21 protein-coding genes and 2 tRNA genes are annotated in these 21,798 nt (G+C 37.2%); 10 read left to right on the top strand and 13 right to left on the bottom strand.

Annotated features, from left to right (window positions below; all coding sequences use genetic code 11):
• Positions 1-5 precede the first annotated feature (5 nt).
• Complete coding sequence (locus DK880_RS03110) at positions 6-2,414, top strand: FtsK/SpoIIIE family DNA translocase (protein WP_109997355.1); 2,409 nt, start codon at positions 6-8, stop codon at positions 2,412-2,414.
• 77 nt (positions 2,415-2,491) lie between these two features.
• Here DK880_RS03110 and DK880_RS03105 read toward each other — a convergent pair whose 3' ends face one another.
• Together DK880_RS03105 and DK880_RS03100 are read right to left on the bottom strand one after the other, a co-directional pair.
• The gene (locus DK880_RS03105; RefSeq protein WP_162534148.1) at positions 2,492-2,944 is read right to left on the bottom strand and encodes a type I restriction enzyme HsdR N-terminal domain-containing protein; all 453 of its coding nucleotides are present in this window, start codon (positions 2,942-2,944) and stop codon (positions 2,492-2,494) included.
• 10 nt (positions 2,945-2,954) lie between these two features.
• The gene (locus DK880_RS03100) at positions 2,955-3,857 is read right to left on the bottom strand and encodes a metal ABC transporter permease (protein WP_109997353.1); all 903 of its coding nucleotides are present in this window, start codon (positions 3,855-3,857) and stop codon (positions 2,955-2,957) included.
• Between the two features lie 111 nt (positions 3,858-3,968).
• On the opposite strand from DK880_RS03100, the gene tmk reads away from it, so the two are divergent.
• A complete protein-coding gene (gene tmk / locus DK880_RS03095; protein ID WP_109997352.1) occupies positions 3,969-4,628 on the top strand; it encodes a dTMP kinase in 660 nt (219 codons plus the stop codon).
• A gap of 201 nt (positions 4,629-4,829) precedes the next feature.
• Positions 4,830-5,618 carry a polyprenyl diphosphate synthase gene (gene uppS / locus DK880_RS03090; RefSeq protein WP_109997351.1) on the top strand — a complete coding sequence of 263 codons (789 nt, stop codon included), beginning with the start codon at positions 4,830-4,832 and terminating at the stop codon, positions 5,616-5,618.
• Between the two features lie 135 nt (positions 5,619-5,753).
• Here the strand turns inward: uppS and trpS are convergent, their stop codons facing one another.
• Both trpS and pssA read right to left on the bottom strand, forming a co-directional pair.
• Entirely contained in the window at positions 5,754-6,746 is a 993-nt protein-coding gene (gene trpS, locus DK880_RS03085; protein WP_109997350.1) for a tryptophan--tRNA ligase, read from the bottom strand.
• Between the two features lie 37 nt (positions 6,747-6,783).
• Positions 6,784-7,470: a CDP-diacylglycerol--serine O-phosphatidyltransferase gene (gene pssA / locus DK880_RS03080; protein ID WP_109997349.1), complete on the bottom strand. Its 687-nt coding sequence runs from the start codon at positions 7,468-7,470 to the stop codon at positions 6,784-6,786.
• Between the two features lie 322 nt (positions 7,471-7,792).
• Here pssA and DK880_RS03070 point away from each other — a divergent pair.
• The 7 genes from DK880_RS03070 (at position 7,793) to DK880_RS03045 (ending at position 13,061) form a co-directional block, all read left to right on the top strand.
• A tRNA-Leu gene (locus DK880_RS03070) sits at positions 7,793-7,874 on the top strand.
• Positions 7,875-7,913: 39 nt separating this feature from the next.
• Positions 7,914-7,988: transfer RNA gene (locus DK880_RS03065), tRNA-Val, on the top strand.
• Between the two features lie 87 nt (positions 7,989-8,075).
• Positions 8,076-8,999, top strand: coding sequence for a M23 family metallopeptidase (locus DK880_RS03060; RefSeq protein WP_204082247.1), 924 nt, complete (start codon positions 8,076-8,078; stop codon positions 8,997-8,999).
• Positions 9,000-9,003: 4 nt separating this feature from the next.
• Positions 9,004-9,483 carry a bactofilin family protein gene (locus DK880_RS03055; protein ID WP_109997709.1) on the top strand — a complete coding sequence of 160 codons (480 nt, stop codon included), beginning with the start codon at positions 9,004-9,006 and terminating at the stop codon, positions 9,481-9,483.
• 20 nt (positions 9,484-9,503) lie between these two features.
• Complete coding sequence (gene fabV / locus DK880_RS03050) at positions 9,504-10,730, top strand: enoyl-ACP reductase FabV (protein WP_109997346.1); 1,227 nt, start codon at positions 9,504-9,506, stop codon at positions 10,728-10,730.
• 712 nt (positions 10,731-11,442) lie between these two features.
• A complete protein-coding gene (locus tag DK880_RS05460; protein WP_204082246.1) occupies positions 11,443-11,595 on the top strand; it encodes a hypothetical protein in 153 nt (50 codons plus the stop codon).
• A gap of 650 nt (positions 11,596-12,245) precedes the next feature.
• Positions 12,246-13,061 (top strand): hypothetical protein, encoded by an 816-nt coding sequence (locus tag DK880_RS03045; RefSeq protein ID WP_162534146.1) that lies wholly within the window; start codon positions 12,246-12,248, stop codon positions 13,059-13,061.
• 341 nt (positions 13,062-13,402) lie between these two features.
• Here DK880_RS03045 and mreB read toward each other — a convergent pair whose 3' ends face one another.
• The 9 genes from mreB to DK880_RS03000 all read right to left on the bottom strand — a co-directional run bounded on the left by mreB (position 13,403) and on the right by DK880_RS03000 (position 21,761).
• Positions 13,403-14,434 (bottom strand): rod shape-determining protein, encoded by a 1,032-nt coding sequence (gene mreB / locus DK880_RS03040; protein ID WP_109997344.1) that lies wholly within the window; start codon positions 14,432-14,434, stop codon positions 13,403-13,405.
• Positions 14,435-14,523: 89 nt separating this feature from the next.
• On the bottom strand, positions 14,524-15,282 hold the full coding sequence (locus tag DK880_RS03035) for a UDP-2,3-diacylglucosamine diphosphatase (protein ID WP_109997343.1): 759 nt from the start codon (positions 15,280-15,282) through the stop codon (positions 14,524-14,526).
• Positions 15,283-15,291: 9 nt separating this feature from the next.
• Positions 15,292-17,007 carry a single-stranded-DNA-specific exonuclease RecJ gene (recJ, locus tag DK880_RS03030; protein WP_239302503.1) on the bottom strand — a complete coding sequence of 572 codons (1,716 nt, stop codon included), beginning with the start codon at positions 17,005-17,007 and terminating at the stop codon, positions 15,292-15,294.
• Positions 17,008-17,018: 11 nt separating this feature from the next.
• Positions 17,019-17,720, bottom strand: coding sequence for a tetratricopeptide repeat protein (locus DK880_RS03025; RefSeq protein ID WP_109997341.1), 702 nt, complete (start codon positions 17,718-17,720; stop codon positions 17,019-17,021).
• An 8-nt stretch (positions 17,721-17,728) separates the two neighbouring features.
• A complete protein-coding gene (gene pdhA / locus DK880_RS03020; protein ID WP_109997340.1) occupies positions 17,729-18,778 on the bottom strand; it encodes a pyruvate dehydrogenase (acetyl-transferring) E1 component subunit alpha in 1,050 nt (349 codons plus the stop codon).
• A gap of 373 nt (positions 18,779-19,151) precedes the next feature.
• Positions 19,152-19,529, bottom strand: coding sequence for a leucine-rich repeat domain-containing protein (locus DK880_RS03015; RefSeq protein WP_162534145.1), 378 nt, complete (start codon positions 19,527-19,529; stop codon positions 19,152-19,154).
• A gap of 1 nt (position 19,530) precedes the next feature.
• Positions 19,531-19,842: a leucine-rich repeat domain-containing protein gene (locus tag DK880_RS03010; protein ID WP_109997338.1), complete on the bottom strand. Its 312-nt coding sequence runs from the start codon at positions 19,840-19,842 to the stop codon at positions 19,531-19,533.
• Positions 19,843-20,139: 297 nt separating this feature from the next.
• Positions 20,140-20,286, bottom strand: a complete 147-nt coding sequence (locus DK880_RS05225) for a hypothetical protein (RefSeq protein WP_162534144.1) — start codon at positions 20,284-20,286, stop codon at positions 20,140-20,142.
• 242 nt (positions 20,287-20,528) lie between these two features.
• Positions 20,529-21,761: a leucine-rich repeat domain-containing protein gene (locus tag DK880_RS03000; RefSeq protein ID WP_109997336.1), complete on the bottom strand. Its 1,233-nt coding sequence runs from the start codon at positions 21,759-21,761 to the stop codon at positions 20,529-20,531.
• Between the last annotated feature and the right edge of the window lie 37 nt (positions 21,762-21,798).

The raw sequence follows: 21,798 nt of genomic DNA, 5'->3' as shown, positions 1-21,798 counted from the left end.
TATGCATGGTTAAAAACAGCTACAAAATTCAGCAGGACAGCGCTGTGGAAAAAAAAGAGCATACTTTTTACTTTGATCAGCGCATTCGCATTACCATTGGGTTATTGCTACAGGGGATTGCCCTATTTCTAGCATTGGCCTTTTATTCCCATTTACTACATGGGAACCATGATCAGCCTATTATTGAATCGTATCAAGCATTGGGCATAACAAAATCAGGGATAGCCATAGGCAACTGGTTGGGTTTTGCAGGTGCTTTTGTGAGCTACTATTTTGTACACCTATGGTGGGGTATTACGGCTTTTCTTTTCTTACCTTGTCTATTTATCGTAGGAACCAAGATGATAAAACAAAAGATTTGGCCGCGCTGTTCCCTGTATAAAGTCTTTATGAGTTCCCTCTTTCTAATAGTGTGGTTTACTATACTACTGGGTTACCTACATACCCTCTACCCAACTATAACCCTACTAACAGAACAAGTAGGAGGCATTGGGTATGAAATGGGCGTTCTGTTTAAAAGCTTGCTAGGTTATGGGACTTTACTGCTGTTGGCTGTCTCATTGATCATTTTTTTTGTTCTCTGCTTTAACATCACAACATGGTCTATGAGCAGTTACTTCCCGCTAGGAAAATCACCTCCCTCCAAACAAAATATGCTTCCACAAGACGGCTTATTAAACCATACCAATGATAAATCAGATAACGAGGAATCTATTGGTAAAAAAAAAATGAATTCTAGCTGTGCGGTTGTAATGCCCCTCGCAGCGGAACCGCTCCCTATAGGAAACACAGCTTGCTCTAAGGAACCCACCATAGATTTTGAGATAGTAGGGAGCGATGCATCCACTCAGCTTGCCGTTACCGCTCATGCTGCGATCCAACCGAGCCGCCTCCGCAGTGAAAATTATGACCCAACCTTAGATTTATCTACCTACCGCTACCCCACCTTAGATCTATTAGAACAATATGAACAAAGCCGGCTATCCGTTACAGAGGAGGAGCTAACCAATAATAAAAATATCATTGTACAAACCCTCCATAATTTTAAAATCAACATAGCGAAAATCAAGGCAACCATTGGCCCCACTGTTACGCTCTATGAAATAGTACCTGAAGCAGGCATTAAAGTAGCTAGAATCAAAAGTTTAGAGGATGATATTGCTTTGAATCTAGCAGCATTGGGTATTCGCATGATCGCGCCTATACCAGGCAAGGGAACTATCGGGATTGAAGTTCCCAATAAGCACCGTGAACTCGTACCCTTACAAGGGATGCTTGCTGCTGATAAATTCTTAAAGGGGAAAATGGACCTCCCTATTGTATTGGGAAAGAGTATTGCCAATGAGCTATTTATGGCAGATCTAACACGCATGCCCCACCTGCTTATTGCGGGGGCTACGGGACAAGGCAAATCCGTAGGTCTTAATGTATTGCTTGCTTCTTTAATTTATAAGAAGCACCCTTCCCAATTAAAATTGGTATTGGTTGATCCCAAAAAAGTAGAGCTTTCCTTATATAATAAGTTGGAAAACCATTTTTTAGCTAAGCTACCCACTAGTGAAGAGGCCATTATTACGGAAACCAAAAAAGTAGTCCATACCCTCCATTCCCTCTGCATTGAAATGGATCACCGCTATGAACTATTAAAAGAAGCAGGCACGCGTAACATTAAAGAGTATAATGAAAAGTTTATAAAGCGAACCCTTCCTCCACAAGAAGGGCATCGGTTTTTACCCTACATTGTACTTGTCATAGATGAGTTTGCAGATATGATTATGACAGCAGGTAAGGAAATTGAAGTTCCCATTGCGCGTTTGGCACAACTGGCACGTGCCATTGGCATCCATCTGGTATTAGCTACCCAACGTCCTTCCGTTAATGTTATTACTGGAACCATCAAAGCGAATTTCCCCGTTAGGATCTCTTACAAAGTAAGCTCCCGTATCGATTCAAGGACTATTTTGGATATGAGTGGCGCAGAACAGTTGGTAGGAAATGGTGATATGCTACTCGCCATGAATTCAGATATTATACGGCTACAAACCCCTTTCTTAGATACAGCAGAGGTGGACCGTGTTTGTACGTATATTGGGAACCAGTCAGGTTATCCTTCTGCCTATCTATTGCCTACCTACGATGCAGAAGATAAGGAGGACGCTAGTACGGTAGATCCACAAGCCATAGATCCTCTATTCGTAGAAGCGGCTAAGCTCATTGTATTGCATCAACAAGGTAGTACCTCTTTAATTCAACGCAAACTAAAACTAGGCTACAACCGCTCCGGAAGAATCATAGATCAACTAGAAGCTGCTGGCATTGTGGGCCCCTTTGAGGGCAGCAAGGCAAGAGAAGTACTAATAGCAGATGAAGCATGCTTACATGCATTATTGGCCGGTTTAAATTTTAAAGATTAACAACGAGATTTGAGAAACCCTATGTAAACGCAATGCATAGACAAAACACTACCAAAGCAATCCTATAGCCTTTTCTCTCATAAGCGTGTTTGATAGGTTGGGATACAATGGATTGCTTCAAATTGACCCCTTTCTTTCTTAAATTGCCAGCAAAAGTGTGTTAACCCATTGGTCACTACTATAACATTTACAGGAAGTTGCCGATTATACTGTATGACCTGATATAGTATTGTCTCTGTAATCTTAACATAGGGAGCCTTACATTCTATAATCATTTTAGCCATTCCGTATTTATCAAAAAATACAACATCCGGCCTATATTTTGTTGTAATTTTTTGAATCTTTCGTTCTAAACAAAATAAACCTTTGGGGTAACCTAAATGTCTAATTAAATAGTACAAAATATGTTGCCGGACCCACTCCTCTGGCGTTAATAATACATATTTGTCTTTTATAAGATCTAAAATATACGTTTTACTTAGCGCTTGCTTTGTTCTATAAGCAAAAGAGGGAAGCCTAAGTGGAATCATATACAGCTGGTTATTTATTTTTTTTAAACATACGATAGTACCAGGAGAAAAAGAAAGAGCCGTAAGCCAACAGAGACAGCATAAGCACAATCCAAGGACCAGTCGGCATGGAAGCATACATGTAAGAAATACAGGTTCCTACAAGGGAAGCAAAAAGAGAAATTAAAACAGAGAATAATATAATATAATTTACATTAGACGTCCAAAATCGAGCTGTAGCGGCTGGCGTAATAAGCATAGCGCTCATCAATACAATCCCTACTGCCTGTATACCAATGATAATGGCTAAAACCAATAAACTTGTAAACAAGTAATCCATTTGCTTAACAGGAATGCCTATGGATTTCGCGAAAAGACTATCGAATGCAATGATAACAAAGCGTTTTAAACAAAACAGCAGCACTACTATAATGAGTAGGCTAAGCAGAAACAGTAAAAAAATATCTTCCTTCAATAAGGTTGCTGCACTTCCCAATAGAAATAATTTGAGCCCCCCTTGGTTCGATCGACTGCTGTGCTGTAAAATAGAGAGCAAGAAGTTCCCTAAACCAAAAGCTACAGATGAGACAAGCGCAATAGCCGTATCTTGCTTTATTTTTGAATGAGTTGTAATTTTATGGATCACTATAGATGCTAACCAGCTTGTGATGAAAGCACCTACCATTAACCAATGGGTATGTTTTTCGCCTGTTATAAGAAAAGCAAGGCAAATACCAGGTAATGCAGCATGAGCCATTGCATCATTAATTAATGTTTTTCTTTTTAAAAACGCAAGGGTCCCAATCATGGAGCTACTCGTACTTAAGAGAATAGTCCCCAGGAGTACATTGCGTACATTTGGATCTGATAAGGAAAAAAAATCTTGAATCGCATCTATCATTTGTTCAACGGATGTAACCCCAATTTTGATCATTTATTATACTATACCTCTGTTTTGTTTTTCGTAAGATAGTTAGATTTTTCAAATCTATAGCGCATGTATGCTTACCTTTACAAAAATAACTATTAATAACTATTAGATGTTATGTCATTTATAAAAGATCATACAAAAAATAACTCTAATGTACGGGCTAAACCCTTTGTGTTAGTTATGGAAGGGATCGATTACTCTGGTAAGACAACCTTAGCGCACCGCATACAAGCTGCTTTAACCAAGCGGGCTTACCAGGTAAAGTTGTTGCATGACCCAAAGGGAAGTCCCAATGGACGCATCATCTGGGATACCATCCTAACCCTTAAAAAGCAAGCAGCACACCCTATTACAGAGTTTTTTCTTTTTTTAGCAGCACGAAATGAGCTTATTTATAAGGAAGCGTTAGGAGGGGAAAAGAAGACAGATGTTATTATTTTTGATCGATTTATTTTTTCTACCATCGCCTACCAATTAACCCATCAACCGCAATATTGGGAATTATTGTTAAGTATCCATCGCTCTTTTTCTAGTTTGGTACCTCATTCATGTATTTATTGTGAGATAGATTTTAATACTTTCCAGTTGCGCAGTCAAGCTCGTAGTAAAAAAGATTCGTTTGATCAAATGAATAAAGAGCGATTTAATGCCATTCAATGGGCTTACGACCAAGCGCTCAGGCTTCCCTTTTGCCCTGTAATACGCGTAAATTGTTTACATGAGGAATCTTTTGCTTCCTTAATAGATACTATTGAAAGCTCCCTCCAGCATTGACTACCTCCTCTACACAAATTGCATGCCCCATAAAAAAAATAATAGCATTATTTCAAAATTTGAATAAGCATGCATTAATTTAACTATCTTTAATCAAAAATAATAAATTGGAAAGATCAGCTTTTTGTATGTGAGGGGGAACCGCACAGTGTATGGGTTGATTAGGCGTATATAAGCCTTTTGTTAAATGGACATAATTCAATGAATTTACCTAAACTTCAAAAGAAACCAATGCATATAGCCATTATCATGGATGGCAATGGCAGATGGGGCAAAGCACAAACAGGAGAGAGGTCTTACGGTCATGCAAATGCAAAACAAGCTGTAGAAGAAACCATCACTGGGTGTTTGGAACAAGGAATAGCCTACCTAACACTTTATGCTTTTTCTACTGAAAACTGGGGTCGTCCCCCCCAAGAGGTAAGTACCATTTTCAAAATTATTGCAAAAGGGATAGCTGAAAATTTAGATCGTTTCTTAGCGCATAATATTAAATTTCGTGTGGTAGGCGATACAACGGCGATTCCGCATTCCTGCTGGTCTAAGTTAGAAGAGGCAATAGAAGCCACAAAATATAACGATGGGTTGCATTTTACAGCTGCTATTAATTACGGTGGAAGAGCAGAAACAGTAGCTGCCTCTGAAGCGATGGTTAACGACTTTTTAAGTAAAGCAGTGGATGAATTTTTAAGTAAAGAACTTCAACACAATACTTGCTTCCATAAGTTTACGGAATTTATACAGGTTTACCGTGCTAAAATTACGCCAGACTTATACGAGAAGTATTTATATACTGGAGACTTACCAGATGTTGATCTCTTAATACGTACAGGGGGAAAAAAGCGGATGAGTAATTTTCTGCCTTGGAAATGTGCTTACTCAGAGCTTTATTTTACAGATTTATTCTGGCCCACTTTCAAAAAAAAACATCTAATAGAAGCTTTGGATTATTTTCAGCAGCAGCATAGGTCTTTTGGAAAAACTAGTTGAACATAAACGCAAAGGAAAGCATACGCTTCAAAAGAAGCTATCAGGAGTTTCCTATTGTTGGTTTACGCAACCCATTCATACATGATAGGTTGGTACAGTTAAACAATAGGGCGAAATAAGGGTAGCTGTATATGCTTATTGGTAGATACCCATAGCATCTCGGACCATTCCCATGGTTACGCTGGCCAGCTGTCTTGCTCTTTGGTTTCCATCATATAGCATTTCTCTTATTGCATGCGTAGATAGCGTTTCCCTTTTCTCTCTAATGGGTGCCAATAAGCATTGCAAGTGATCATTCAACATATTTTTGAGGGTTACATCTCCTAACCCACCCTTACTGTAATGGCACTTTAATGCCTCAACGGTTTCCTTATCGGGATGGAAGGCATCTAAATAAGCAAATACCACATTCCCTTCTATACAGCCGGGATCGCTTACTTTACCATGCTTAGGATCCGTATACATTTGAAACACTTTCTGCTTAATAACTTCAGGCCTATCTGAAAGAGAGATCGCATTCCCTAATGACTTACTGGCCTTAGCTTTGCCATCTATACCAACTAGTCTAGGCATATGGCTTAAAATGATTTGACACTCCTTTAATATATGGGTATTGTATAGCTTATTAAAGCGTTTAACAATTGCGTTGGTTTGTTCAATCATTGGTAACTGATCTGATCCACCTGGTACATATTCTGCTTGAAATAGAGTAATATCTGCTGCCTGGTTAACAGGATAGCATAAAAATCCTGCAGGGATATTGCTCGTATATCCCTTTTGTGCTATCTCGTATTTCACAGTAGGATTTCGTTCTAGTTTGCTTACACTAACCAAATTAAGATAGTACAACGTTAGTTCTGCAATTTCTGGTATTTGAGATTGGACTAAAATGGTAGTTTGCGCTGGATTAATACCTATGCTAAGATAATCTTTAGCGAGTTCCACAACATGCTTGGCTATCTCTTTGGGATGCATAAAATGATCGGTTAAAGCTTGCCCATCTGCAATCATAACGTATTGCTCATATGTTTCTTGCAGTTTTACTCTATTTTGTAGAGAACCAATATAATGTCCCAAATGCAGCGGTCCCGTTGGGCGATCTCCTGTTAGCATTCTCTTTTTTTGCATATGTTTATGAATGAATATAATTCCGCCATTGCTTCATTTAATGACGTACATGACGGTATAGAGAGGAAAATATATAAAACCAGATAGCGAAAAAAATCCCTTTTATCTGCATAGCAAGCACAAAAACCAACCCTATGCCTAACAAATAGTAGCGTGTGCTATTGGATTGAAAGGAAAGCCCCTTGAATTTAAAGGCTATAAAGGGCGTATGAGATACCAATAGAAAGGAGAGTAGCATGCTCAACAGGGGCAAAACAAAAGGATTCGTAAGTAAGGCTATCAAGCAGGGATAGGTGGGTTGGGTCAATAGAATGGGTAGCGTGGCTATTAAGAGTGCATTAGCCGGTGTAGGAAGTCCTATAAACTGATCTGTTTGCCTATAATCTACATTAAATTTGGACAGCCTAAGTGCTGTGCAAATAACAATCAACAGAGCAGTATGCGAAAGCGGAAGCAATCCTGTATACTGCCTTATAAGCTTATACATAATGCCAGCAGGGAGCAGACCAAACGTAATAAGATCCGCTAATGAATCTAACTGTTTTCCCATAGAAGATTGCGCAGAAAGTAGTTTTGCTGTAGCACCATCTAAAAAATCAAACAAAGCCCCGATAAAAATGGCATACGCAGCAGCTACCAAACGATCCTCTGCCACGAACAACATACCTATTGTGCCGCTTATCAAATTTACAATAGATAAGCAATTGGGGATATATTTTTGCATACATGGGTTTCTTTATTACGCACCTATGGCCTAGGGACCATGGTTTCTGCAAGTAAATATATAACGTTTTTTATTTAATCTCATTTCTAACGGGGCATGTTTCTTTTCCTAACAAATAAAACGTTGCTAATTATTGTTGAAAAAGTTCAGTAAATTCATACTTTTGCAGGTAGGTTTGTGCTGTACTATTTTTTGTATTACCTTTTACTGCAAGGTTGAGATTTTGCCATGCTACTAAGCGGCAGTGGTGCGTATACATAAAGGGCCATAAAGGGAAGATACAATTGTACAAAAAGTTCCCCTTAAGCAAAGTCAAATTGCTGCGCATGTGGTGAAATAGGTATACACGCCATCTTGAGGGGGTGGTGCCTGCTGGTGTGGGGGTTCGAGTCCCCCCATGCGCACAACAATGGTATACAATAGCAAGCGCCTCGTCATAGGTAGGGTGGTTAGCTCAGTTGGTTTAGAGCATTCCGTTGACATCGGAAAGGTCGTTGGTTCGAATCCAATACTGCCCACTTTACTTGGTTATAGCGTTAGTCTGTGGCTTTTTTCCTCATTGGTTGCTTGAAATTAAAAAGATATATAACTATATTATTGGTTGTTTGCTTTCCATTCCAAATAGCAAAACCATAGCGTGGTTTATTTCTAATTTTAATCAAAAAATCGATCAATTGCGTACCTATAAAAAGTGGTTAGATGGTTTCGAACGTCGTTATCAGTTGGTTATTCGAAATATTGAGAACTTTGCAGAATATGCAACCACTCCTTTTAGCGGTGCAACCCTGATTATTTTTGTTTTTTCTTTTTTTTTCGCAAGTTTTGGTTGTAGTTTATGGCTTGCTAAGACGGTTTTAGCTAAATGGGTGAATCCTACTTACCTAGAAAAAGAAAACAAAAAGAAAATTCTTACACTGTTGGATACCGTAGAAACTTTAGAAAAGCAAATCCATACACAGTCGGTATTTATTGAAACGCTACAACAAATCATAAAGGGCAATCCTGTTCCATCCAGTTTGCCTTTGCAGCCACCCGCTTCTTCTGTTCCATCTACTCTTCCTACCAGGCCTACTATCCTTAACGCACCCGCAATCATCTCCCCGAAAAAAAAAGGGACGTTACCACCTTTCGCACAGCATACCTCAACCACAGCTATGCAAGATTCCCTACTTATACCACCTATGAATGGAATGATTTCAGCTCCATTCAATATGAAGAATGGGCATTATGGCGTAGATATTGTGGCTAAAGAGAAAGATCCCATTAAAGCAGTAGCCGCTGGGATAGTAATCTTCTCTGATTGGTCCGTTGATTCAGGATGGATTATCGTCATTCAACATTTCAATAATTTAGTTTCTATTTACAAACATTGTGCTGTTTTGTTTAAAAAAGTTGGTAATTTAATTAAGGTAGGGGATATAATTGCACTGATGGGGAACTCTGGAGAGCTCTCGACCAATCCGCATTTACATTTTGAGCTTTGGTATGAAAGCGCAGCACTCAATCCGGAAGATTTTTATAATTTTTAAAATCATGTTTAATAATAATAAAATAAAAAATACAGGTCCTGTAACCATTGGTAATATTATAGGGCAGGGATCACATCTAGAGGGTAACATACATACGACAGGCAATTTGCGCATAGAAGGTAAAATAACTGGTAGTATTCAAACAGAAGCAAAGGTAGTTTTAAGTCATACAGCCCAGTTACAGGGTAATATTGTAGCTTACCATGCTGAAATTGGGGGGGAAGTGAGAGGAAGAATAGAAGTTGTGGAATTACTTGTATTAAAAACGACCGCGGTTGTATGGGGTGATATTATTGCTAATAAGTTGGTATTTGAGGAGGGGGCCTATTTTGATGGGAAATGTAAAATGGGCAAAAAGGCAAACGAAAAACCAGCGTCTCTCTCTACTGCATCTATAAATAGTTCATCTGTTACCACAGATCCATCAGAATCTGAGCAATCAGGCGATGATAAAATAGTAAAAAGCCATTCATTTTCTAAGTAGCTTATAGGATTTTTAAAATTATGCATACGCTTATACATCCCAAAGTACGTGGTTATATATGTACGACTGCCCATCCAGTAGGTTGTGTCAAGCAGGTACAGACTTCTATTCAATATGTTACACAGCGGCCTGCGATTGCTTACGGCCCTAGAAAAGTACTTATTATAGGTGGTTCTACAGGTTTTGGGCTAGCCAGTAGGATAGCAGCTACCTTTGGTTCACAAGCACAAACGATAGCTGTCTTTTTTGAACGGGAGGGATCTGCTGCGCTCCATCGAACCGCTTCTGCAGGGTGGTATAATACGGTTGCTTTTGAAGAGGAAGCACACAAGGTTGGATTGTATGCCAAAAGCATTAATGGGGATGCTTATTCAGATGCTACCAAGCAACGGGTTCTTGCGTTAATAGAGCAGGATTGGCAAGGAGGAATAGATTTAGTGGTTTATAGTTTGGCTTCTCCCCGCCGTATACATCCTAAAACAGGCCTCTGCTTCAATTCTGTTTTAAAACCCATTGGACAACCTTATACTACTAAAACCATTGACGTAATGCATAATCGGCTTGAAGAAGTAACTATTGAGCCTGCAAGCGATCAAGAAGTAGCCGATACCATTGCTGTGATGGGGGGAGAAGATTGGATGCTATGGATAGAAGCATTGTTGCAAGCTAATCTTTTGGCTAAAGGGGTACAAACCATAGCTTATTCCTACTATGGTTCTGCCTTAACCTATCCCATTTACAGAGAAGGGAGCATTGGTCAAGCGAAAAAGCATTTGGAAGCAACCAGCCAAGTAATACAACAGCGGCTAGAGGTACTCCAGGGGAGCGCCTTGATTTCTTTTAATAAGGCTTTGGTTACACAGGCTAGTGCAGCCATACCCGCTATACCACTGTATGTTTCTTTGCTTTACAAGGTAATGAAAGAAAAGCAACTGCATGAGGAATGTATGGAGCAAATATATAGGTTATATGTGGATCACCTATATAAAAATGGTGAGCGGCCAATAGCAGATTCAGAAGGATTCATTCGCATGGATGATTGGGAAATGCGTGAAGACGTACAACAAGCAGTTGCCCAAAGATGGTCTGAAGTCAATGATGAAAATTTATTACTTCTTACAGACTTGACAGGTTATAAACAGGCCTTCTACAGGCTATTTGGATTCGAAGTAGAGGGGGTGGATTACAGTCAACCGGTTGCTATAGACCGCTCTATTCCTTCTATAAGTACTTCCACTAAACGCTAGTAGAAAATATACCCCACAGACTCCTTTGAGGGTCTTTCCATGGATAGCTTCAGGATATGCCAAGAATAGTACTAAATTATCCCAATTTCTATACCAGGATTTGGTAATATGCGGATGCCGTTTGCTCCATAATGCCTTTAGATAGTCTTCCCTGAAGTATTATTATTGAATAGGTTTATTTGAGTCATACGATTTTCTCAGATTGAAATTGTAGGGTATACAAAACGATTGCTGGAAGTCCCCTAATCAATAGAACCCAATAGAGCTATCTCTTCTTGTCTTGTTTTATTTCTAAGTTTTTCATTACAATCCGCTGTTAACATGATTGTAGCAAGAAACAACAAAGGCACAATGCCCTGCTTTCTATATTTAGCATGTGCTTAATCTGATTCATATACAAATAAAAAATTGTAGTGTATTAAATAAGGTTTAATTTTTAAACGATTGTATATATAGCTATGATAACTTTCCAAGTTTATAAAAAAATAAAATAAAAGATTTAAATACTTTAGGGAAAGTAGCAAAAAAATGCATTGCCATCCACTTGGGGTTAAAACAGCCACGGATCATGCCTCGGCCCCTTCTTTAATTAATTTTTTAATACAAACTAGATTGGCCTAGGATGCTGCCGTATGTAAAAAGATTAGTTTGTTGTATTTGCTTAATTATAAGCACAGATAGGAATAAAGATATCCCCCAAAAATAATACGCTATGCGCCCTTTTCGTATAAAGGCATTAAGAGAACGCAACATTGGGTTATTAACCTTTATCCATGCCCTATTTAGACAGATAAAAGAAGTTAGCTTCGACTGTTTACAAGGCTTTAATCTAGCTATTCTTGCTGCCTTACCAACTATTGTTTAGATGTATAGGGTACCAGAAAGAACCGTAAGAATAGATAAGCTCACTTTATAAAGCCAAAACCAAAACCAAAGCACGTATCGGCTCCTCCTTAATTAAAGCGTCAAGACTTTATACGCCATACTTGCTGCTTAGCTTCAAAACATGTAGAAAAAGGCAGTAACATAGAGCTACCATAAAAAACATATTAAAGCGCAATAGATGCCACTGCTATGAGAGAGGCTTACAGGTGGAAACACAACAACAGTAACAAACTACTAGTTTTCTTTATTCATTGAATTATTTCGTACCGCAATTCCAGTATAGAAACTCATTAACAGCTATAAATTAGATTATCTATGTGGATAGATAACCTACTTTTACAAAGTATTTCAATAAACATTTTATTTGTTATTCATTAAATAAACTTTGATACAGCCCTAATTTTACATATATTTGCACCATGCCGTACGCGATAGCGGAGGAAGGAAAAGGAGGTATTTACTATTTGAGCAAAACCATACAAACTTAGCCTTGACACTAAAGAATGGTATGCAAAATAGTAAGTACCCTCCTTCATTGTTAATTACATATGTTAATCTATAAATTGAATTAAACACATGCATAAGTATAAGTTAAGTAGAAGAAATATAATATCAAAATCTTCACTTTGTTTGGTTGCAGTAGCTGTGACTGGATGCCAGAATCAATCCCAGCAACAATCATATTCAGCTGTTAATTCTAGTGTTAATTCTAGGAAGCATACTAACATTCGAAAGGTTGTATTCCCATTAACCAGGCAGATAAAGGATGCAGAGGTTATAGAGAGAAATAAAGCGGCACAATTAAAGCAAGCGCAATCGGAAATGTTAATAGCACCATTACTAGCAATGATAGCGGAAGATAAACCGAAGAAGGCATGGGAAATAAACATGAAAATGTTAGAAGAGATAATGAAAGTTAAAGCGGAAAGGAATAAGGAATGGGAAATAATAAAAATGCTAAAAGAGATAATGCAAGTTAATGGAAAGAGAAGAAGTATACATGAAAGAAGGATAGCAGAAATGAGAGAGGAAAAGGAAGAGACAGAGAAAATAGGAAGGGAGGCGAGAGAGGATTTGGAAAAAAGAATAGAAAGAGTAAATGCAGCGGAAAAGGCACTGGAAGCGGCACGTGGAACTGTAAAACAATTATGTATAGCGAAAAAAAAAGCGCAAGAGGCAAGGATGGCAAGGAAAAATAGAGAGGAAAGGGAAGCTAACATGAAAGAGGAAATGAAAATGATAGCGGGAGAGGAAATGAAAAGGCAAGGGCTAACGGAAATGGGAGTAGAAGCGACAGAAGAAGCAGTGCAAAAAATGCTTAATAAGCCTAATCTTCCATTAAAAATTGCTAAAAAAATAAGTGGTTATGTAGATAAAGTATTTAAAAAGATAAATTTATTCCATAAAAAAGAGCAGCAGCAATTGGGGTTGGGAACTAGAGGTTAAATATAATGGCTGTATACATCTGTAATGTATAGAACTTCTAATATATAGCAAACAAGGGGGAAAAGGGCCCTTTCTTCTTTAAGAGGAACGTTCTTTTTCTCCCTTTAATCATTATACAGCACCTCCACTCTTTACAAAAAAGTAAAATTCTGAAAAGCAATTAGCCTCTTTAATGAAATTTTTTAAAAAGGCTTTCTAACTCTAGAAACTTTTCTCTTTTTCTTTACACTTGTCCATTTTTTTAAAAGCAAGTTCCCTATCATTTTATATCATAATATAAGCTGATCAGCAATCGTATGCTACTAAGTAATAATCTTTTTTATTTAAATATCAGCTATTCTCTAGCTCATTAGTACACTTCGATAAGCCTCTATATTTTTTAATGCGATACCTGTCCCACGTACTACTGCCTGTAAAGGGTCTTCTGCAATATGTACAGGGAGATTGGTGAGACTATGTAAACGTTTATTCAGGCCACGTAATAAAGCACCACCTCCTGTTAAATGAATGCCATTTTTATAAATATCAGAAGCCAATTCAGGTGGTACCATTTCCAATGCCTTGAGTACGGCATTATCAATTTTAACAGCTGATTCTTCCAAAGAAGCAGTTATTTCTCTATAATTTACTGTTACGGTTTTGGGGATACCTGTCATTAAATCTTTACCATGGACCGAATAATCGGCGGGTGGATTCTTTAAATCAGTCCAAACCGCTCCTACTGTAATTTTAATTTGTTCTGCCGTACGCTCTCCAATAAGCAAACTATGCTGCTTGCGCATATAGTCCAAAATATCCTTATTAAAAGCATGCCCTGCTATTTTGATGGATTGGTCACAAGCAATGCCAGCCAAAGAGATAATAGCGATTTCCGTTGTACCTCCCCCAATATCAACTATCATACAGCCAATAGGATCCGCAATATTAATCCCTATGCCTATAGCTGCTGCAATAGGTTCATAAATCATATAAACTTCCTTACCACCTGTATGGGCAGCAGAATCCCTAACAGCTCTTTTTTCTACATCGGTTGTCCCAGATGGAATACAGATAATAATTTTATTAAAAAAAGGGGTAAAAAAATTAAACTTTTTTTTATGTAGCATCTTAATCATACCTTGAATCATTAGCTCTGCTGCATGATAATCTGCAATCACACCATCTTTAAGCGGTCTAATGGTTTTAATGGTATCATGTGTCTTTTCATGCATCTGCATGGCTACCTTCCCTACAGCTATCATTTTATTACTGCTCTTGTCTACAGCAATAATAGAGGGCTCATCAACAACAATTTTATCGTCTTGTATAATCAATGTATTAGCTGTTCCTAAATCAACAGCAATGTCTTTATAAAAATAACTACGGATTCCCATATACCCTATCTAAACAGATTAACAAATAAAAAGCTTTCATAATGGCTAAAACTAAAATACCTTGCTAAGCCGGACCATAAAATTACGTTTTAAAATTTAAGTAACGAAAACGCCAATCCATCAAAACAACCATACGTATAGTGTGTAATCCAATCACCCAGATTGCAATAGTAACTTGTATGGTTTATTGCTTTTATGCAAGGTGTATGCATATGGCCGAATATATAAAAATCATGGTGCATAGAAGGCTCTATTTCCGTTTTGCAGTAGTGTAATATACGATCCTCTTGTCCTAAATCCCAAGCTTTTTTACGATTATTTTTTTTTAAGCAATAGTAATCCACCATACCGTATAACCAATCGGCTGGTAATAACTTTGCCAGATGCTGTAGTAAAGCATTGTGGTACAATTTCAACAATAAGGAATAAGAACGGGTAGGATTGATGGTATCACCATGTCCGATTAAAAAACGCTTATTGCACATACAAACAGATAGTGGCGCTCGAAAAATCTGTACGCCACTTACGTGCATTAAATAATCCTTAGCCCAATAGTCATGATTCCCTAAAAAAAAATAAACAGGAATTTTTTCTTCACAAAATGATAAAAGTTTTGCTTGAAATCGCAAAGCACCTTTTGGGATAAGGTATTTATATTCAAACCAAAAATCAAAAATGTCACCTAATAGAAATAAAGCTTCTGCTTGCGGCTGTATATAATTTAACCACGCTATGACCTTGTCTTCTCGACAGCTATTGCTTGTTTTACTGCTCATTTGGAGCGGCAAATGTAAATCTGATATAAAAAATACCTTTTTCCCCTTTTGTAATTGTGTAATTTGTATCAAAGCTATAAACTAAACCGTTTCTTTAAAATCTTTTATAATAAGTTGTAAGGATTTATTACCAAGAAAATAGTTATAAGCTATTGTATAGGCTATAGAAAAAGGATTCCCACTTGCCACCAATGACTCATAAGCTGCTAGTCCAAAACCAATAGCTGTATAGTGTTGTTTACAACCCAATTGATAGAGTTGCAGCTTAAGATGTTGCCCCTTAAGCAAGCTATAGCTGCTAGCATAAACATGGTTGCTAACAAATACAGGCATAGGATTTCCCAAACCGAAAGGAGCCATCTGCATCAATATGTTAACAAATTTTTGCGTAATATCTTGAAAGGAAAGTAACGCATGAATGGATTGCCGTGGGATTAACAAATGATCCGCTATAGTATCTGCTACCACTTCCTCAAACATTTCCTGGAAATCAGAAATATTTTCTAATGGTAGCGTAAGACCTGCTGCAAAAGCATGGCCACCATATTGGCATAGTAGCGCGCTACAGGAAGCAATGGCTTCATATATATTATAGCCAGGCACTGAGCGAGCGGATCCAGTAGCTTTGCCATTGGAAAGCGTTAAGACAATGGTAGGTTTATGGTGTTGTTCGATACAACGTGAAGCCACAATCCCAATAATACCTTTATGCCAGTCTGGATTAAAGAGCACATTGCTTTTCCTTAATTTTGTATTTTTTGCTATAAGTGACAATGCTTCCTGTGTAATGGTATGGTCCAGCTCTCTTCGCAAGAGGTTTTGTTGATTGATAACTTGTGCCAGCGTTCTAGCTTGTTTGATATCTTTTTCCACAAGCAGCTGTACCACCAAGGAAGCATGGCCAATGCGTCCAGCCACATTAACGCGTGGTCCTATCTTAAACAAGAGATCCTCCATTGTAACATTACCAGCCAAAGAAGCTACCTCCATGAGCGCTTGTAGTGCTGGACGAGCGTTTTGCGCTAATTGTTTAATGCCATGGTAGGTTAAAATTCTATTTTCATCCACTAATGGAACCATATCACAAGCTGTACTGATAGCTACCAAATCTAAGTAAGGGTAAACTGTTTCATACTTCCATCCATTATACTTACAGCATGCTTGTACGAATTTAAAAGCAATACCACAGCCCGATAGTTCTTTAAAAGGATACGTACAATCGCCCTGCTTTGGGTTTAGAATCGCATAGGCCAAAGGTAAAGAATCACCCACCTCATGATGATCACAAACTATTACGTCTATTCCTAATGCAACGGCGCTTGCTATAGCTTCGTAAGCCTTTATGCCACAATCCAACGTAAGAATCAGTTTAACACCATTTTGATAGGCTTGTTCTATAGCTTGTAAGGAGACGCCATATCCTTCTAACATACGGTCTGGAACATAATACCTTATGTTAGATCCAGAAAATTGCTGTAAGAAAAGATAAACCATGGCCACAGCGGTTGTACCATCTACGTCATAGTCACCATAAATTAATATTTGTTCGCTGCGATAGAGCGCTTGCATCAAACGTGCTACGGCACGTCCCATCCCTAACATTAAAAAAGGATCGTGTAACGCCTCCAGAGAAGGACGGAAGAACTGTTTAGCTGAATCAAATGTTTCTATTGACCTATCAACTAAAATAGTTGAAAGAGGGGTAGGTACCCCAATTTCTTTTTCTAATAGAATTATTTTTTCATTTTCCTTCGGATAACGGATGACCCAATGTTTAGGCATGGGATGGCGTACCATACGGTATGTAATCAGTTTGACAGCAACATGGATAGCCGGCCTTTTTCCCGAGCGACTAACCCCTCTCGATTCAATTGCGCATTTGGATATTTTTCTTCAATTGTATTGTAGCAATCATATGCTTCCTTATATTGAGCAACTTCTTCAAAAGCATTAGCTGCTTTAACCAAATAATGCGGTGTATAGACACTATTTGGTTTGTAGTTTGCTGCTTGCTTATAATAAATGGCTGCTTGTTTGTATTTTCTTTGCTCACTATATGCGTCCGCTATAACCGCATAGGCACGGGCTTGTACAATAAAATCTTTAGAAGAAAATTTTTTCAAAGAGGCAATGGCTTGGTCATATTGCTTCTGATGCATGTAGGAGATCCCTGCATAAAAATGCATAAGGCAAGCCGTTGATGTAAAGGGGTATAATTCAATTATGCTTAGAAACCCTTTATGCGCACCCTCTCCTTCCAACGCTTTAGCAAAGTTCGCAGATTCAAAAAAACAAATTGCCTGAGCAGCCTCCTTTTTCGCTTGCAAATCTTTTTTGCTTTGATACAAATCCCATATGTATACCATAATAGGAACAAGCACTAAAAGGCAACCTATACAATAATAGCTGCGTTTTTTACGTTTTATAGCCAGCTGAAGTGCCTTTTCCGATTGGGAAAGCTCTTTTGCTGACGTAGCCCTGGGGACACTATTGATATCTACTAGTTTCATTACTTTAATTAATAGGGGAGAAAGGGGTAATCTTTTTGTTTATACACATAATCATAAACAGAAACCGGATCCGGCCAAGGGGAACTTTCTGCAAAAGCAACTGCCTCATTAATTTTATCCTTAATTTTATGATCTATAGCTTTTAGCTCTCTTTCTGTAATCATCCCATTTTCTAATACAAATTGTTTCAATTTTAGAATAGGATCCTCTGCCTTATAGGTCGCCACCTCATCTTTAGAGCGATAAGTTGCTGGATCAGACATAGAATGCCCTTTGTAACGATAGGTTACAAATTCCAGTAAACCTGGGACTCCTTTTCTAGCCTTCCGCGCAGCTTTTTGTACAGCATGGTATACTTCTTTTATACACAATCCATTAACGCTTGTTGCATCCATGTCATAAGATTGTCCTAGTTTATACAGATCTATTACATTGCTACTTCTTTCTACCGAAGTACCCATGGCATATCCATTGTTTTCAATCACAAAAATAACAGGCAAATGGTAAAGCATTGCTAAATTAAAAGCTTCATGCACCACACCTTGGCGTACTGCACCATCACCCATAAAAGTGATGCATAAATTTTCTGTTTTTTTATATTTTTCTGCAAATGCGATCCCTATACCCAAAGGAACTTGTCCCCCAACAATACCATGACCACCTAAAAAATGGCATGCTTTATCAAATAGGTGCATAGATCCCCCTTGCCCCTTAGCGATACCCGTAGCCTTTCCATAGAGCTCTGCCATTATGTATTTAGGATCTGTTCCCAATGCAAGTGGATGGGCATGATCCCGGTAAGCGGTAATATACTTGTCGCCTTTACATAAGGCAGAAACTGCTCCTACTATACAAGCTTCCTGTCCATTATAAAGATGACAAAAACCGCTAATTTTTTGTTGTCCATAGAGCTGTGCTGCTTTATCTTCAAACTTGCGTATCAATACCATTGCCTCATACCATTGTAAATAGAGGGAAAGGTGTTTCACATCTAACGCATCCGGCAACAAAACAGCTTCTTGCGCCTTGGTAACACGGTTTTTTTTAAAGGGATCCATCATTACATGTAGTGTTGCAGGGCTACTAATCTATTAAAAATTTTTAAGTATTTAAAGTTACCTAAACTACTTAATCTACGCTTAGAATTAGTGTTTTATACTTTAGCTTTAGTTATAAAAATAAAAATTTATTTTCAGAAAAAATTTTTTACTGTGGTATGTGTGCTATTCTATGCCCTCGAAGGCTACTTTTAATACGTAAAAGGAATTCCTTGTTAACCATACACTTATCCGTATATATCAGTTTAATTACTACTTAATGGATCTTCTAAATTGTTAATATTTATCTACTTTCTACTTGATAAATAAAGCTAGGTCATCGTTGTGAAAATACATATATTTTTTCTCATTGTTAAGTTAATAGGATTGTCTCTTAAGTTAATAGTGTTGCTTCTTTAATAGAGATTCTTAGATTTGGTAAACAAAAGAGCTCAGTAATATCTGTAAGTTGATTATTCCTAAGCGTTATCTTTGCCAGTTTTTGTAAACGAGAAAGCCCTTCAATACTTATAAGCTGATTATTATCAAGATTAAGATGTTCTAGCTTTTGTAAACGAGAAAGCTCTTCAACACTTATCAGTTGGTTATCATTAAGATTTAGCTTCTTTAGTTTTGGTAAGTTAGGGAGTCCTTCAATACTCGTAAGTTGGTTACCACTAAGATCTAGCTCTATTAGCTCTGGTAAATCAAAGATCCGCTCAATACTTTTAAGTTGGTTATAATCAAGCTTTAGCTTTTTTAATTTTGGCAAGCTACAAGCTAGGAATTTCAATACTTGTAAGTTGATTATCACCAATATTTAGCTCTATTAGCCTTGATAAACTAAGGAGTCCATTAACACTTCTAAGTTGATTAAAACTAAGATTGAGATTTTCTAATTTTGGCAAGCTAGGAATTTCAATACTTGTAAGTTGGTTACCGCTGATACAAAGGTATTTTAAGCTATAAATAACCCCATCGTCCAGTTTCTGGAACAATATACGCAACGTATCTTTATTAACCTTAACCTTACCTTCAATAATTAAATCAGTAAAAGGCCTTCGAAAAGGCTTTTGATCAATCATAATTTTTTTTAATGTTGATGTTCGCTAATGCAAGTAGAAACGCTCCACGTTCGCTATTAAGGCAGTCCAGGCAATCGAAACAAACGTGTTCTACCCCACTTAAGTCAACAAAAAAATTTTTTACCGAAAAATTTCTAATGGTAATTAGATAAGGATTTATAGTATTGTTGTACCTGAGCTTTAAAGATTCTACTGCACATGCTATAAAACGCCAATTATTAATCTGTATTAATGTTTCTACTACTTCATCAGGCAATCTAGATATAATATATTTTGTTAATAGCTCATTAGGAAGGTCTAGTAAATTTTTTCACTACCTATTTGATTCTTACTGGAACACGCTTTTTGCTGCTCATTAGGCAGCATGTCTTGCTTATTCACTTGGCAAGCGATAAGTGAAAAAATGGTTAACAATAGCGTTAAATAAAAATGCAATAATTGCATGATAAAAAATTTAATTGGTAGTTCACAAATAGCCTCAGTAGTTTGCCCAAAGCGGTAAACTAAATCACATCCTAAGCTTCAATAGATCTATTGCCTAATAACTTAGTGTGCTTTTTTCTTTTGTGCAACTCTTTATAAAGTATCATTATATAAGTATACTACATAACTTATCCTCATAGCATAAAGCAATCCACCTTTCTTTTAATGTATGAGAGAAACTAAATCGGCAGAATCGTACGTTTTTAAGAACTTGTAGAATCAGTAGAACTTGTAGATTGTTTATTCCAAGAAATGAAATTTTTTAGCTTTGATAACTTAGATGAGCGTGGGACCAGCTGCAAGTCGTCTTCAGTAAGCTGGTTATTTCCAAGACAAAGTCTTTTTAGCCCCTCCGGTAAGCTAGACAGATCCAACTCAGTAACATCTGAAAGTTGGTTGTTTTTAAGATAGAGTTTTTTTAGCTCTGGTACGTTAGATAACTGAATAATTCCTTTAATGCTGTTATTACTAAGATGAAGTATCCTTAGGTTTAGCAAGGAAGGTAACCCAATTACAGTTTCAAGTTGATTGTTCTTAATATTCAGGCTTTCTAGTTCTGGCAAACTAGGTAATCCAATAATATTGGTAAGCCGGTTGTTGCTAAGGTCAAGTTCTCTTAACATAGTTAAATTAGGAAACCCAGAAACAGTTGCAAGCTGGTTATTGCAAAAGAATAGCCTTTTTAGTTTTAACAAAACAGGAAACCCAGTAAAATCTTTAATATTTAATCTATTATTCTCCATAATAAACAATTTTAGGCTTGGCAACTCAGGTATTGAATTAAGACTACTAAGTTGGGGGCCAAATATTCTAAGCGTCTTTAAGCTATTTTTAGCCGTATCATCCAGTTTCTTGAATAACATATGCAATATTTTATCGTTGATTCCATGGTTAGGTTTTAGGATGAGTTCAGTAAAACTAAATTTAGTTTGATCAATTGTAATCCTTTCTAATGTTTCAATACAGATTAACGAAAGCAAGAAATCTTCAAGAACTAGATCCTTGAATGTATCACTCCGTCCCGGTGAACTTAATACAGAGAGTTGCCATTCATAATCTGAATAAACAAAACGAACATGTTTTATACCAATACGTATAATAAAATCTTTGTCTCTGTTAAAATTTTCTTTAGTAATTAGATAAGAATTTATAGTATTGTTGTACTTGAGCTTTAAAGATTCTACTGCACATGCTATAAGACGCCAATTATTAATCTGTATTAATGTTTTTACTACTTCATCAGGCAATCTAGATATAATATACTTTGTTAATAGCTCATTAGGAAGGTCTAGTAAATTTTTTTCACTACCTATTTGATTCTTACTGGAACACGCTTTTTGCTGCTCATTAGGCAGCATGTCTTGCTTATTCACTTGGCAAGCGATAAATGAAAAAATGGTTAACAATAGCGTTAAATAAAAATGCAATAATTGCATGATAAAAAATTTAATTGGTAGTTCACAAATAGCCTCA

This window comes from Candidatus Cardinium hertigii (genome assembly GCF_003176915.1).
Lineage (GTDB): Bacteria > Bacteroidota > Bacteroidia > Cytophagales > Amoebophilaceae > Cardinium > Cardinium hertigii_A.
Note: the sequence above shows the minus strand (reverse complement) of the source record. Positions and strands in the feature narration are given on the sequence as shown.